The following is a 14,786-nucleotide window of genomic DNA, read 5'->3' on the forward strand; positions in this document are numbered from 1 at the left end:
CGTTCCGCAGGCCGCACCGAGGGCAAGCCCGCCGGCGAGGAGCCCCGCTCCGAGTTGACGGCGCGAGATCACGGCGCCTCCCTCGCGTCCGCCGCCGCGTTGAGCGTCCCCGCGACGGCACCGAGACCGAACCCGACGCCACCAGCCATCAGGCCGGCGAAGCTGCGAAGGGCGAGTGCACCGTCGAGCTGCGGCGGGTGTGAGAGAGCGTGGCCCAGCAGGTTCAGGACCACGAGCAGGCCGATCACCGCGAAGACGACCCCTTGCGGTGCGAGCCTGACCCGTTCAGGCAGGCGCATGCCCGCGGGGAAGACGACACGGCCTGCGTACCAGTCGGCGCGGCCCCACTGGCGACCGAAGAGGTAGTTGGCGCCGGCGGTTATAACGACCGAGCCGAGCAGGTCCGAACCCAGCGTCTTGGTAGACACGCCGTAGCGGTACGCGGCCCACGCGAGACCGACGTTGACGGCCGCGCTGAAGATACCGAGGGGAAGCGCTCCCATCATCCACGCGCGCCGCAGGAGCGGCACCGGCCCCACGGCGATGACGGGCAACCCGTGGGCACGGCGCCCCGCGAGGAGCACTGCTCGCCGGCGTCCGAAAGCTCCCGCAAGGACGAGCGCGGTCCCGCCGACCGCCGCCGCCCATCCCCACAGCAACGAGAACCCGATCGGACGGCCGAGCAGCCCGGCTGAGCTGAGCCCGAGCACGGCGAGGGCGGCGGCACCGGCCACGACCGCCGACTCGAGACCCTTGCGCCAGTGCGCCCAGCCCGAGCCGGCGAGGTCGGAACGGTCACTGCCTGCCACCTCCGCGCGCATGGTCCGCACGGCGCCGCGGGCGTGCTCGTCCTCGCCCGCCATCAGGCCGTTCGGGTACCCGACCAGTGCCGCTGCCGCGGCGAGGAGAGTGCAGAAGCCGATCATGAAGCCAAAGGACACTTGGTGATGCGGGCTTCTGGAGACCGCGAGGTGTGCAAGGAACCCTGTGAGGACGAGCGCTGAGACGGCGTTGACGCCCGCGACGAGCCGCAGGTGAGCCTCGGCGCGCCGGGGTCCCTGCCCGGCCAGCAGCGACAGGCGTGCTCGGGGTTGAAGCTCGACGATGCGGACGGTGAAACCCAGCGGGCCTTTCACCGCTGCGACCCGGTTGCCGCGGGTGTCCACGAGCGGGGGTGCGATCAGCGGGGAGCCGGCTGCTTCGACGCGACGCAGCGCTGCGTCGAGGTCGTCGGTGGTGACTACCAGCCAGGCGATGCCGGGCTCTGCCGCTTCCGGTTCGTCGGCGCGGACTTCGCTCTCTGCTGCGGGCAGAGCGTCGGCCGGATCGACCAGTTCGACGGTGATGGAGCGCCGGCGGGTGAGGCCTCCGAGGCCGACGTCCACACCCGGCGGGTCGAGGCCGACCACCTCGCACCAGCTCTCGACGGCCTCACGCCAACGGGGGGCGGTGATCGCCAGACCGGCGAGCTGCACCCGCCCGCGCCGGCTGCGGCCCGAGGTGCTGAACGCGATGGGGATGGCCGTCACGGCTCACTCTTGCGGCAGGTGTACATGGGGTTCGACGACGCCGGTTGCGTCACGTAGAACGGCATGTACGGGGAGGACGGATAGAACTCGTAGTCGCCCGAGTTGCTCGGGTTCTGCTTGACCTGGATGTAGTAGAAGCTGCCGAGACCGACGTGGCAGCCGGGGCGGAACGTGTAGCGCGGCTCCTGGCTGTCGGAGGGGTTGAGGAACGGCGGCGTCCAGTCCGTGAACGTGTTGATCACGTCGCGTAGGCGCTGGCGGGTTATGTCGTTGCCGAGCTTCTGGATGCCGGACGCCATCAAGAAGGCGGCGGTGTACATCCCAGCCGTCGGCGAGGAGACCGCCTCCACCTGGGAGTTCACCTGGTGCACGTACTTCAGGTAGGTCGGGTCCTGATAGACCGGGCCGAACGCGTCGACCGCGTACATGCCCGCGGAATAGGCGCCGATGCCCTGCGGGGTGGCGGGGACACCGATCAGGTACCCGCCCCAACCCTTGGCCGGCTTGTAGTTCTCCTCCTGCGCTGACAGCACGCACGGGATGGTGTGGCCCACGTCGAGCTCGAAGTCGATGAAGTCCACCCCGTCTCCGGCGGCCTTGGTCATGCCGTCGGTGCAGTCGCTCTGGGTCGGGTTCACCGACTCGGTGAACGCGACAGATATGCCGAGCGACTGGAAGTCAGCGCTGACCGCTTGCGCGTACGCGTCGGTGTAGTTGCCGCCGCCGGCGTTCAGGTAAAAGATCGCCGCCTTCTTCGCGCCGAGTTGCGCCGCCTTCTCGGCTATGGCTATCGAGCCGAGACGCTGAGGGCCGCCGGTGGCGAACCACCAGGGGTTGGTGAACTCCTCGTCGAACTGGCCCTCGGTGAACACGGGGATCCCCACCGACGACACGTACTGACCGAGCTGACCGGGCGCGTAGATCATGGTGAGGGCGAAAACGTGGTCGACCTCGACCAGCCGCTTGGTGTTGGCCAGCTGCTTCGCCGGGTCGGCGCCGTCGTCGTAGAGGACCAGCTGGAACTTGCGGCCGTTGACACCGCCTTCGGCGTTGATGGCATCGAGTCCCGCCTGAAGGCCGGTCGCAAGCTGGTCGCCGTACACCGCGGCGGGACCCGAAAGGAACGTGGAACCACCGACCAGGATGCTCGTGTCGGTCACGCCCGGGTCGTAGGTGTGGGGGGTGCCGGCGGCCCCGCTCGACACCGCCGCCGCTTGGCCGGAGGAGAGAGCGCCGGTCCCCGAGAGCATCTGCCCGGACCCGGCCGTTCCGGTCGTCGAGGCACCGCCCGCCACCGTCGTAGCCGTCGATCCGATTGCCGGCTGCCCCTCGCCGGACACGGTCAAGGTATGCGACGCCGAACGTGCACCCCGGTCGCGCTCCAAACGCCGCTGCCCGGCCTCGACCGACACCGCCACGAGGGCGAGCACGAGGATCGAGGAGACGGCAGCGAGCCCGAGCCGCCTTGCTTGTTCGGCCGACAGCCGGCCGGGCCGACCGTGCTCGGACCCTCGTGCCATCTCAGGACCCCCCAGCTACCTGACGTTTTGACACGACCCTAGACCTGAACGCGGACTCAGGTCAACGTGCCGTTCGATACCTTCGCCGTTGTCGCCCACCTTTCCTGCGCCGGCCACCGCTCGCCCGCGCTTTCGATGGAGAAAGACCGACCGCCGGCGCAACCAGCGCGCTTCTTGGGACTCTGGCCTTCGCCAGGAAGAGAAATCAGCGGGGCAACGAAACGGCGGTGATCAGCAGCGCTTGGGCGATGTTCATCAGGCCATTCAACGTGCCGGCGGTGCCAGCCAGGTCTCCTGCCTGGGCCGCCCTGCACGCCTCAGCCTCGATCAGGATGGCGAGTCGCTGGCGGACGGATTTCTCGCGGCCGAACTCGACCGCCGGGTCGGGCATCGAGCCCAGGACGTCGGAGTCCTTCTGCAGCCCGGCCGCCAGCGTTCCCAAATCACCGGCGGAGGAGGTGTCCAGGTGAGGTGCGACTTCGGCCGGTGACGTAACGTGCAGGGCGTTGACCGCCGCCGCCCAACGGTCCGATGCTTCGGTAGGGCGTGTCCCCTGCCGCACAGGGGGGTAAGTAGCTGCGGGCGGAGGAGGTGCCGCCAGCGGGGGACCTGCAGCCAGGCCTTCGGACACCCAGGCGGGCACTTCGGCGGGCAGCACGACGTCGCTCCCCTTGGGCACCCCCGGTGGGGTCAGGCCCTGCCCCGTCAGCACCCGCCCCTGGTCGAAGGTGCGGTCCGCGAGCTCACGCAAGCGCGTCGCGATCAGCATCACCTGGTTCCGGAGGTCACCGGCTGGTACGTCGAGCGCGCCAAGCTCGCACTCGACCGCGTCGAGGTACAGCGACGCGGTCGCCGCGTAGAGAGGGTCCACCAGAGGCGATCCGGGATAGGGCGGCAGCTGACCCGCCGCGGCGGCGGACGATTGCATCACCGCTTTGGCCTGCGTGAGCTCGACGCGGTACGCGGAGAGGGAGAGGCCGCCGGCGGAGAACTGATCCCGGTCCTGCGCCATGACCGAGATGCGCGTGGCGAGCGGGGTGAACGCGGCGGCCGCAGCGCCGTTCCACCTCGCAACGGCGGCGGCGTTCTTGCCGCGACCATCGCTCGACCCGCCAGCCAGCAACGCCGCCACGACAGCGGTCCCCGCGATGACCGCGACGACGACCACCAAGAGCACCCATCGACGCGGACGAGTCAAGGGCCCTGAAGCTACAACGACCCGGCAGGACGGCGTCCAGCCCCTGCCCTGCCGGTCGCCGGTCGCCTAGAACATGAACAACTATTCAGGTATGGTTCGAGCGTGAGCCGGTTGGACGCGATGACGCGGGAGCTACAGCGGAGCGCGACCACCGTACTGGGAGCGGACGCACGTTTCGAAAACGGCGATGAGCGGCCGCTCGGGACGCGCGGGCGGCGAACACGCGCTGCCATCCTGAAGGCGGCGTCCGAGGTGTTCATCCAGACCGGATGGAGCGGCGCCAGCATGGCCGCCATCTCCGAGCAGGCGGGCGTGGCGGTGGGAACCGTCTACCAGTACTTCCGCAGCAAGGAAGAGATCATCTCGGCGATCGTGGCCGAGTGGGCATTGAAGGCGCTCGCCGACATCAAGACCTGGGACCCGGCCGTCGGTCTCGAGGGTCTCGAGAGTCTGATCGGGCGCTACGTCGACATGTACGCGCGCACCGCCAAGTTCCAGCGGTTGTGGGAGGAGGTCAGCCTGGTCGAGCCGGCGCTCGCGGAACTGCGCGCCGAGCTGACGGACCTGTTCGTGCACCTCCTCGCCGAGGCGTTCGTCACCGCGTCCACTGCGGGGCTGCTCGACCCGGGTCCAGACCCGGTCGAAACATCGCGCGCCATCAACGCGATGATCGACCGTTACTGCCTGCAGGTCTTCGTTCGCCGGTCGCGACCTGCGGTGCGCGCCGAAGCCGCCAAGTTGCTCACGGGGCTCGCCCTGCGGGCGCTGAACGCCACGAGCCCGGAGGGAACATGAGCCCGATCCTCGACCCCCAGCACGACCTCGCCCACCCGGTCGAGGGCGACACGGCGTGGTCGGAGTCCTACTACTTCAACTGCTACGACCCGGACTCGGACTGTGGCTTCTTCACCCGCATCGGCGTGCGTCCCAACGAGGGGACCATCGACGTGGGTCTCTCCGTCTGGGCACCCGGTGGCGGACTGGCCCACATCCGCCACGTCGTGCAGACCGATCGCATGGTCGACTCGGACCTGCAGGTCGGCCCCGTCCGTTACCGCATGATCGAGGCGGGAAAGTGCTGGAATCTCACCGCAGGCGGTGACAGCAGCGCCGGCCCTGTCAGGATGGACGTCACCTTCGACGCCCTGACACCGCTCATCGGTGCCGACGGGCAGAACACGGCGGGCGGCGGGGCGTCCGGCGACACCCGCAAGATGGTGGGAAAGGGCCACCTGGAGCAGGCGGGCCGCTGGTCGGGCGAGATCAGCATCGACGGCCGGCCGGTCACCCTGGGCAGCCAAACGCGCGGGAATCGCGACAAGTCGTGGGGCCCGCGGCGCTGGGGTGCTCCGCGGATGTGGAGGTGGTTCTCCGTCAACATCGACGACGCCACCCATTTCGGCGGCATCCGCATTGGCACCGACTCCGGGGATCTGCACCGCGGCTGGGCGTGGGTCGACGGGTCGCTCCGGTCGATCAAGGTGTGGGAGGTCAAGACCGAACTCGAGGATGACGGCGTGACCCACAAGAGGAGCCACGTCGTTGCGGTCGACAAGACCGGGGACCTGCACGAGCTCGAAGGCGACATGCTCCGCGTCGAGCCGGGCACGCGCGGTATACGTCCGGGGGGCACGGTCGTCAACGAGGGCCTGGCGCGCTGGAAGTACCGCGGCAAGACCGGCTACGGCATCAGCGAGTACCTGCACCAATTCGACGACCGGGCCCGTCCGGTCGTCCCGATCGAGTAAAGAAGGCATCATGACTCGCGTCGACCCACAAGTGATCGCCGACCCCCTCTTCTGGCAGCTCCCGCTCGCCGACCGGATGAGCCAGTTCGCCGACATCCGCGAGCAGGCACCGTTCGTGGAGGTGACGACGGTCGACCCGCTCACCTGGGAGGAGCTGCCGTTCTACGCGGTCACCCGCATGGCGGAGGTGATGGAGATCAGCCGCCGCCCGCTCGACTTCTGCTCCGGTCGCGGCTCGACATCCATTCCCGACCTGCCCGCCGAGGCGATGGAGTTCTTCGGGTCCTTCATCGTCATGGACGACCCCCGCCACGCCCGCCAGCGCGGCATCGTCGCGAGGTCCTTCACCCCGCGAGCGCTGCAAGGCGTCCTCGACTCGGTCGAGAAGATCTGCTCCGAGGTCATCGACGGCTTCTGCGAGAAGGGCGAAGCCGACCTGGTCGAGGTGCTCTCCCAGCCCTTCCCGCTGCTCATCATCTGCGACATGATGGGCATCCCCCGCAGCGAGTTCTCCACGGTCCTGCGCGCCACCAATGTCATCCTCGGCGGCGGCGACCCCGAGATGGTCGGCACCGACAACCCAGAGCAGCTTATGGGCGCCCTGCTCGGCGCCGGCATGGAGCTCGCCAACCTCATGAACGAGCTCGCCGAGCACCGCCGCAAGAACCCCGCCGACGACCTCACGACCGCGCTGGTCCACAACGACGCCGGCGAAGACACCCTCGCACCCCACGAACTGGCTCCTTTCTTCATCCTGCTCGCCGTCGCCGGCAACGACACCACCCGCACCGGCATCAGTCACGGCATGAACCTCCTGGCCGAGAACCCGGACCAGCGCGCCATCTGGCAGGCGGACCTGCCCGGCGTCACCCCGCGTGCGGTCGAGGAGATCGTCCGCGTCGCCTCCCCGGTCACCTTCATGCGCCGCACCGTCACGCGCGACCTCGAGCTGTCGGGGCACCAGCTGCACGACGGCGATCGGATGATCCTGTTCTACGGCGCCGCGAACCGCGACCCGCGCAGGTTCGACGACCCCGAGACGTTCGACGTGCTCCGCGACCCCAACGATCACGTCGGCTTCGGCGGACCCGGACCGCACTTCTGCCTCGGCGCCCATCTCGCCAGGCGCGAGTTGGCGGTCGCCTTCCGCCAGCTTCTCACCCGCCTCCCGGACATCGAGGTCGCTGGGCCGCCTGTCCCCCTGGCCGCCCTGGGTATCCCGCTCGTCGGGGGGATCAAGCACCTGCCTGTCAAGTTCACTCCGACCGCGCCACTCGGCAGCCGATGAGACACCAGGCGCGATTCCGTCCAAGTAGTCAATGGGATCCTGCCGCCTCTGGTACCGCGTGACAGTGGTGAGCGAGGAGGGCTCTGAGGTCGACTGGAACGTAGGCGGTGCAGGCCGGCCCACCATGCAGGCGGTGGACACCGTCGCGCGCCTGGCCTTGCTGGCACGGCGGGGCGGGGCTTCGATCCGCTTGTCGGAGGTCGCTCCCGAGATGCGCGAGCTCCTCGATCTGGCTGGGCTAACCCTCGAGGTGCCCTGGCAGGCCGAAGGCGGGAAAGATCCGCTCGGCGTCCAAGAAGGCGTGGAATCCGGTGATCCGCCCCCCTGATACCTCGAGGACCTGCAGCCCCCACGGGCTTCGGCCGCCGGCGAGATCGGGCTTGTACTGACCGAACGCGATGCAACCGTTGGCGGCCACCGGTAGAAGCTTCGACCCGCGGCAAAGGCTCGGGGTCGGTTCGACGAGAAACCGTCCGATCGACCTCGCGCCGTGGATCCACATCGCGAACGGAGGCATCGACATGACCGCGTCCTCGTGCAGCAAGGACACGAGTGCCTCGATGTCGTAGCGCTCGAACACGTCCACGTAACGCCGCACCAGCTCTGAATCGGCCTGATCGAGACGGGCCGGTCCGGGATCGGGAGGCAACTCGGCCAGAGTGGCCCGCGCTCGCTGCAGGGCGCTGTTCACTGCCGCTACGGACGTGTCAAGAAGATCGGCTACCTCCGTCGCCTGCCAGCGCAACACCTCACAGAGGATGAGCACGGCGCGCTGACGAGCGGGGAGGTGCTGGAGCGCGGTAACGAAGGCCAAGCGGATCGACTCGCGATGCACGGCGACGTCGGCGGGGTCCGAACTGGCTGGCTCCACGCGCGCATCGGGGATCGGGGTGATCCAGGTCGTCTCGGGCAACCACGGGCCCAGCAACGACTCGTCCGGTGGAGAAGGGGGCCCCAGTTCCATTGGGCGGGCGCGGCGCTGCACCTGGCGGGTCATGTCGATGCAGACGTTGGTCGCGATCCGGTACAACCACGACCGGACCGACGAGCGGCCCTCAAACTCTTCGGCCGCTCGCCATGCGCGAAGCATCGTCTCCTGGACGGCGTCCTCTGCCTCGGATCCCGAGCCCAGCATCCGGTAGCAGTAGCCAGTCAGCTGCCTCCGGTACTGTTCGAGATCCTCGGTCTCGACGGCTGTGCCTGAGGTCACGCTTGACGACGCTACAGGCTCTAGGTGGTCGAGGACGGCCTGGTTCATCACCTCCACTGACGGATGCCGCGCCGTGAAGTCATCGGTCATGTTCCGGCCAGGCGCAGCGGGGGGCTTGGCGGTTGCGACGGTCGCGCGCCAAGAAAGCCGTCGATCGCGTCCGCGAGCGACGCGACCGGGTGGCCGCGGAGTCCGCCATCCGAAAGCGGCGCCCGGGACGGCACGACGGCTGCACGGAACCCGAGGCGTTCCGCTTCGGCGAGGCGTCGCGGGGTGTGTGCCACCTGACGCAGCTCCCCGCCGAGTCCGACCTCTCCCAACACGACCAGCCCGCCATCGACCGGTCTGGACGTCTTCGCCGATGCGAGCGCCATGCACACGGCCAGATCCGCGCCCGGGTCGTCGACACGGACACCGCCGACTGCCGAGACGTACACCTCGTGATCTCCGAGGTGGATTCCCGCTCTGCGGTCGAGCACGGCGAGCAGCAAGGCCAAACGCCCCCCGTCGTAGCCGGACGCCGACCTGCGCGGACTCGGTGCGTTGGTCTTCACGACGAGAGCCTGAATCTCGACCAGCAGCGGCCGATGGCCCTCCATTGCCGGAAAGACGACCGAGCCGGGTGTCCCGGGCCGGCGATCCGCGAGGAACAGCGACCCTGGATCCGCGACTCCCTCGAGGCCGGTGGCGGTCATCTCGAAAAGCCCAAGCTCGCCGGTTGCGCCGAAGCGGTGCTTCACGGCGCGCAGCATGCGAAGCGCGTGGTGGCGTTCCCCCTCGAACGAGAGCACCGTATCCACGAGGTGCTCCAGCACCCGCGGGCCTGCCAGCGCCCCGTCCTTGGTCACGTGGCCGACGAGGATGACCGAAGGCCCTCCCGATTTCGCCGCCACGGCGAGCCGGTGGGCGCAGTCACGGACCTGGGACACCGACCCCGGCGCGGACTCCAAGTCGGGGTCCCAGATCGTCTGGATGGAGTCCACGACGAGCACTTCCGGCTTCACCTCGCTCACCGCCTCCTGGATCGCCGGCAAGGACGTCTCCCCGACGATCCACAGGTTCGGGCTCAGAGCCCCGAGACGCCGGGCGCGCTGGCCGACCTGGGCCGGGGACTCTTCGGCTGACACCACGAGGCACCGAACCCCGCGGTCCGCCATCGAGGCGGCAATTTGCAGGAGGAGGGTCGACTTGCCGATGCCCGGCTCGCCACCGAGAAGGGTCACCGAACCGGCGAACAGTCCGCCACCCAGGACACGGTCGAACTCCTCGACCCCCGTCGACGCGAGCGAGCCAGCGTCGGTGGGCAGGTCGGCGAGCAGGACGGGCGTGGCGCCTGAAGGGGTCGCTGCCGCCTTCGGTTCGCGCCGCTCGACCTCCTCTACGAGGGTGTTCCACGACCCGCAGGTACCGCACCGGCCCGACCAGCGCGGTGCCGCTGCCCCGCATTCGGTGCATCGGTGGACGGTCCGGGCGCGGGCCATGCGCAAGACCTTACGGGCGGGGTGTGACCGGGCCGCGGACCGCGAGCTCGAAGCGGACAGGGTTCGCGGCTGGGCGGCACCGCGGGCGGATTCTCTGTCCACTCCTGACGCTCCGAAAAGCGCCAGGAACGAACAGAGTCCACGGATAGACCGGGCGAGGCGGCATTCTCTGTCCACTCACGGCCACGTGATGACGCCGGCCGGAGGGAGAACACCCGGCTCCGGTCAGATCCCCTCCCCCGGGATCGCCGGGGCCGATTCGCCAGGGAGCGCCACCTCGGCGTCGCCTACGCCGGGATGGAGCAGCCGGCGGCGCCGGCGGCGCCTCAGGAGCAGGCCACCGCCGCCACCGATCAGCACGAGGGTGGCGAGGACCGCGACGAGGATCACGTGGCCCCAGTCGACGCTCTCGCTGAGCGCGCCGACCACGGTCGACTGACCAAGAGGTGCCGACCAGGTCAGCGTGCCGTCCCGCGACACGGAGGGATGGCCCGTGACCGAGTCGGCGTGACCGGCGAGTCGCACAGCAAGGGAGAAGGTGAACACCTGAGCGGCGCCCTCACCGGCGGCCTGCTCCAACGGCTGTGGGGCGACTCCGAGCGACCCGCCCAGCGCCGACTGGAGGCCGGGGTCGCCGAAGCACTCCAGGCCGCAACGCAGGTCGACGGCCCCGCGGATCACGGTCTTGTGGGTCCAGAACCCGCCGCCGTCTGTCGCGCTCAGGCGGAACGGCCTGGGCCCCGGGCCGCTGCCGGCGAGGGCCGACATCAGCTGCTCCAGCTGGGTGCCGTCGGAGAAGCCGTGCGTCGCCGTAACCGACGCACCCCCGCCGGCGGAGGTCGTCGGGCCGGATACCGTCCAGCCGGCGGCCTCCAGGTCTGAGTACTGCAACTGTTTGGCGAGGTTCGGCTGCCCGCCGAATGCGCGTACCGCGGACGGATCGAACGCGACGGTCACGCGAACGGTTCCGGCGCCACCGGACTTCTCGACAACCGAAACCCGCGTATCCACGCGGCACCCGGCCAGCAGTACGGCCCCCGCCACAGCCACCGACACGAGCCAAAGGCCCCGCCGGTTAAGAAGCTGCGGGGGGCGAACCCCCCGCAGCGCTACTCCCCGCTGCCGGCGCCGGCCATCTCGACCGGCGGCGGCTCGAGACCCTCGACCGAGCGGAACACGAGGACGTGCTCACCTGTCTCGGGGTCGGGCTCGACGTCGACGATGATCGTCTCGCCGGCGCGGAACTCCTTCCACAGGATCTTCTCCGACAGCGGGTCCTCGACCAGTCGCTGCAGCGCTCGCCGGAGTGGCCGGGCTCCGAGGGTCGGGTCGTAGCCCTTCTCGACGACGTAGTACTTGGCGGCCTGGGAGAGCTCGAGCGAGAGGCCCTGGCTTTCCAGCTGATCGCGTAGTCGCTTGATCATCAGGTCGATGATCTCGGTGACCTCGTCGCGGGTGAGCTCGTGGAAGACGATGACGTCGTCGATCCGGTTGAGGAACTCGGGCCGGAAGTGCTGCTTCAAGGCATCGTGGACCTTGGCCTTCATCTTCTCGTAGGTCACCGCCTCGCTGGTCTTGGCGAAGCCGACCGATGCCTTGCGCAGGTCCGCGGTGCCGAGGTTCGAGGTCATGATGATCACGGTGTTCTTGAAGTCCACCGTGCGGCCCTGCGAGTCGGTCAGCCGTCCGTCCTCGAGGATCTGCAACAAGGCGTTGAAGACGTCGGGATGCGCCTTCTCGATCTCGTCGAAGAGCACCACGGAGAACGGCTTGCGGCGCACCGCCTCGGTGAGCTGGCCGCCCTCTTCGTAACCGACGTAGCCCGGAGGCGACCCCACGAGCCGTGAGACGGTGTGCTTCTCCATGTACTCGGACATGTCGAGCTGGATGAGCGAGTTCTCGTCGCCGAAGAGGAACTCCGCAAGGGTTTTGGCGGTCTCGGTCTTTCCGACACCCGACGGGCCCAGGAAGATGAACGAGCCGCTCGGGCGCTTCGGGTCCTTGAGGCCGGCACGGGTGCGGCGGATCGCCTGGGAAACAGCCTTGATCGCGTCCTGCTGGCCAATGACCCGCTTGTGCAGCTCGTCCTCCATGCGCAGGAGCTTGGCGGTCTCCTCCTCCGTCAACTTGTAGACAGGGATGCCGGTCCAGTTGGCGAGGACCTCGGCTATGACCTCCTCGTCGACGACGTCGAAGAGGTCTACGCCCTCGGCGCGCCACTCCTGTTCCTTGGCGACCTTGCGCTGGAGGAGGTCCTCCTCCTTCTCGCGGAATTTCTTGGCCTGATCGAAGTTTTGCTTCTCGATGGCCAGCTCTTTTTCCTTGCGGACCTTAACGATCTCGTCTTCGATCGCCTTGTAGTCCGCCGGCGTGGCCATGCGCCGGATGCGCAGGCGGCTGCCGGCCTCGTCGATGAGGTCGATCGCCTTGTCGGGCAGGTAACGGTCGGCGATATAGCGGTCCGCGAGGTTTGCCGCCGCTACGACGGCCTGGTCGGTGATCGTCACGCCGTGGTGCGACTCATAGCGGTCTCGAAGGCCTTTGAGGATCTCGATGGTGTGGCTGAGCGACGGCTCCTCGACCTTGATGGGTTGGAAGCGCCGCTCGAGGGCCGCGTCCTTCTCGAGGTGCTTGCGGTACTCGTCGAGCGTCGTCGCGCCGATCGTCTGAAGCTCGCCGCGGGCGAGCATCGGCTTGAGGATCGACGCGGCATCGATGGCGCCTTCCGCCGCGCCCGCACCGACGAGCGTGTGGAGCTCGTCGATGAACAGGATGATGTCCCCGCGGGTCCGGATCTCCTTCAGGACCTTCTTCAAGCGCTCTTCGAAGTCGCCCCGGTAGCGCGATCCTGCGACGAGGGCACCCAGGTCGAGGGTGTACAGCTGCTTGCCCTTGATGGTCTCGGGAACGTCGCCCGAGACGATCTTCTGCGAAAGCCCCTCGACGATCGCGGTCTTGCCGACGCCGGGCTCGCCGATGAGGACAGGATTGTTCTTCGTGCGGCGGGACAGAACCTGCATGACCCGCTCTATCTCGCGGTCGCGCCCGATGACCGGGTCGAGTTTGCGCTCGCGTGCGAGCTGGGTGAGGTTGCGGCCGAACTGGTCGAGGACCGGCGAGCCGCTCGGGGTCTCCTGCCCGGAGGGTCCGCCCGCGCCGGCGGGGGCGCCTTCCTTGCCGCCCGGCGACTGATAGCCGGAGAGCAGCTGGATGACCTGCTGGCGCACCCTGGAGAGGTCGGCGCCGAGACTGACGAGAACCTGCGCGGCGACACCCTCGCCCTCGCGGACAAGGCCGAGGAGCATGTGCTCGGTCCCGATGTAGTTGTGACCGAGCTGGAGCGCCTCGCGCAACGACAGCTCCAGGACCTTCTTGGCGCGCGGTGTGAACGGGGGGGATCCGGTGGTCGAAGACCCGGCCGGGCCTATCGTCTCCTCCACCTTCTCCCTGACCGCCTCGAGGCTGATCCCGAGCGACTCGAGAGCCTTGGCTGCGACCCCCTCGCCCTCGTGGATCAGTCCAAGCAGGATGTGCTCGGTGCCGATGAAGTTGTGGTTGAGGAGGCGTGCCTCCTCCTGGGCCAGTACAAGTACCCGTCGGGCTCGGTCAGTGAAGCGTTCGAACATGCTGGTCCTCCGTCCCGTCAGTGTACCCGGGAGCCCCCTTCAACGTTCGGCCCATCGGCGCGCCGTCCTTGAGGTAATTGCTCTACTCGCTGGCCACCAGCGGCTCTCAGGGCAGGTCGAGCTGGTCGAGCAGCCAGTGCCCGACCCCGCCCAGCATCCGGAGCCGCTCCAGCCGCCACTCCGCCGCGCCCGGCGAACCTCCCGCCGCTGCGCGAACCGGTTCCAGCGCGGCATCCGCCTTCGATGCCCAACGGCGGGCTTCAGCGACCGCCACTTCGATGGCACCGCTGGAGATCACCAGGTCACGGGCCTTTTCACGCGCCGGGGCGTCCAGAGGCGCTCCGAGAATCGACCGAAGGTCATCGCCGGCCCCGTTGACGCCGAGCGCCAGGATGACCGGCAGGGTGTAGGTCCCTTCGACCATGTCATGGCCCGCCGGTTTGCCGAGGGCCTCGTCGGAGCAGATGACGTCGCGCACGTCGTCCCAGATCTGGAATGCCATGCCGAGAGCTTCCCCATACGAGGTCAGGGCGTCGACCCAGGGGCGGGGCGCGCCTGCCACCAGCGCTCCGATCCGGGCCGAAGTGGACATCAGCGACGCGGTCTTCCCGGCAATCGAGGACCTGTACGCCTCGGCCGGGCGCCGGACGTCAAAGGCGTAGCGAAGCTGGCCGACCTCTCCTTCGCAGAGACGGCTGATCGTCCGGGCGAGAAGGGCGGCGACCTCGGTCCCGAGGGAGGCCGCTATCTCCGAGGCGCGCGCGAGGAGGAAATCGCCGGCGAGGATCGCGACGAGGTTGCCCCATTTCGCGTTGACGCTCGCGACTCCACGCCGGTTGGTCGCCTCGTCCATCACGTCGTCGTGGTAGAGCGAACCGAGGTGGACGAGCTCAACAGCGACTCCGCCGCGGACCGCTTCGTCGCTGACGGCGGCGCCGCGCCTGGCAACGTGACCGTCGGCTGCGTCGCGGGCCGCTGCCTGTGATGCGGCTATGAGAAGCGCCGGGCGGAGCCTCTTGCCACCCGCAGACGCGAGATGGGCGGCGACTTCGGAAAGGAACCGGTCTTCGGCCGCGGTGGCCTCGGCGAGAGCCAACTCGACCCGACCCAAGGCCTCCTCGAGGCCAGGGAGACGCAGCTCTTCCACGACGTTCACTCCGGGCGAGCGTAGGCGAGACCCGCGGGC

General features: G+C 68.8%; 11 protein-coding genes. 3 read left to right on the forward strand and 8 right to left on the reverse strand.

All coding sequences use genetic code 11. From position 1 onward, the window contains the following. Positions 1 to 68 precede the first annotated feature (68 nt). The 3 genes from VNF71_12105 to VNF71_12115 all read right to left on the reverse strand — a co-directional run bounded on the left by VNF71_12105 (position 69) and on the right by VNF71_12115 (position 4,247). Positions 69 to 1,529 (reverse strand): VOC family protein, encoded by a 1,461-nt coding sequence (locus VNF71_12105; GenBank protein HVA75295.1) that lies wholly within the window; start codon positions 1,527 to 1,529, stop codon positions 69 to 71. Beyond that, on the reverse strand, positions 1,526 to 3,049 hold the full coding sequence (locus VNF71_12110) for an ABC transporter substrate-binding protein (protein HVA75296.1): 1,524 nt from the start codon (positions 3,047 to 3,049) through the stop codon (positions 1,526 to 1,528). Before VNF71_12110 ends, VNF71_12105 begins: the two co-directional genes overlap by 4 nt. A 205-nt stretch (positions 3,050 to 3,254) precedes the next feature. Next, on the reverse strand, positions 3,255 to 4,247 hold the full coding sequence (locus VNF71_12115; GenBank protein HVA75297.1) for a hypothetical protein: 993 nt from the start codon (positions 4,245 to 4,247) through the stop codon (positions 3,255 to 3,257). Positions 4,248 to 4,349: 102 nt separating this feature from the next. Between VNF71_12115 and VNF71_12120 the strand changes: the two genes are divergently transcribed. Genes VNF71_12120 through VNF71_12130 form a run of 3 tightly spaced genes read left to right on the forward strand, consistent with a single transcriptional unit; the run spans position 4,350 to position 7,283 of the window. Then, on the forward strand, positions 4,350 to 5,042 hold the full coding sequence (locus tag VNF71_12120; GenBank protein HVA75298.1) for a TetR/AcrR family transcriptional regulator: 693 nt from the start codon (positions 4,350 to 4,352) through the stop codon (positions 5,040 to 5,042). Then, positions 5,039 to 5,995 carry a hypothetical protein gene (locus VNF71_12125; GenBank protein HVA75299.1) on the forward strand — a complete coding sequence of 319 codons (957 nt, stop codon included), beginning with the start codon at positions 5,039 to 5,041 and terminating at the stop codon, positions 5,993 to 5,995. Before VNF71_12120 ends, VNF71_12125 begins: the two co-directional genes overlap by 4 nt. A 10-nt stretch (positions 5,996 to 6,005) precedes the next feature. Further along, a complete protein-coding gene (locus tag VNF71_12130) occupies positions 6,006 to 7,283 on the forward strand; it encodes a cytochrome P450 (GenBank protein ID HVA75300.1) in 1,278 nt (425 codons plus the stop codon). Between the two features lie 238 nt (positions 7,284 to 7,521). Here VNF71_12130 and VNF71_12135 read toward each other — a convergent pair whose 3' ends face one another. The 5 genes from VNF71_12135 to VNF71_12155 all read right to left on the reverse strand — a co-directional run bounded on the left by VNF71_12135 (position 7,522) and on the right by VNF71_12155 (position 14,756). Continuing rightward, positions 7,522 to 8,493 (reverse strand): sigma-70 family RNA polymerase sigma factor, encoded by a 972-nt coding sequence (locus VNF71_12135; protein HVA75301.1) that lies wholly within the window; start codon positions 8,491 to 8,493, stop codon positions 7,522 to 7,524. A gap of 86 nt (positions 8,494 to 8,579) precedes the next feature. After that, complete coding sequence (radA, locus tag VNF71_12140) at positions 8,580 to 9,974, reverse strand: DNA repair protein RadA (GenBank protein HVA75302.1); 1,395 nt, start codon at positions 9,972 to 9,974, stop codon at positions 8,580 to 8,582. Between the two features lie 225 nt (positions 9,975 to 10,199). Further along, positions 10,200 to 11,024 (reverse strand): hypothetical protein, encoded by an 825-nt coding sequence (locus VNF71_12145; protein ID HVA75303.1) that lies wholly within the window; start codon positions 11,022 to 11,024, stop codon positions 10,200 to 10,202. Positions 11,025 to 11,083: 59 nt separating this feature from the next. Beyond that, entirely contained in the window at positions 11,084 to 13,600 is a 2,517-nt protein-coding gene (locus VNF71_12150; GenBank protein ID HVA75304.1) for an ATP-dependent Clp protease ATP-binding subunit, read from the reverse strand. 106 nt (positions 13,601 to 13,706) lie between these two features. Further along, the gene (locus VNF71_12155) at positions 13,707 to 14,756 is read right to left on the reverse strand and encodes a polyprenyl synthetase family protein (GenBank protein ID HVA75305.1); all 1,050 of its coding nucleotides are present in this window, start codon (positions 14,754 to 14,756) and stop codon (positions 13,707 to 13,709) included. Between the last annotated feature and the right edge of the window lie 30 nt (positions 14,757 to 14,786).

The sequence above is a fragment of the Acidimicrobiales bacterium genome (genome assembly GCA_035533095.1).
GTDB lineage: Bacteria > Actinomycetota > Acidimicrobiia > Acidimicrobiales > Palsa-688 > DATLUM01.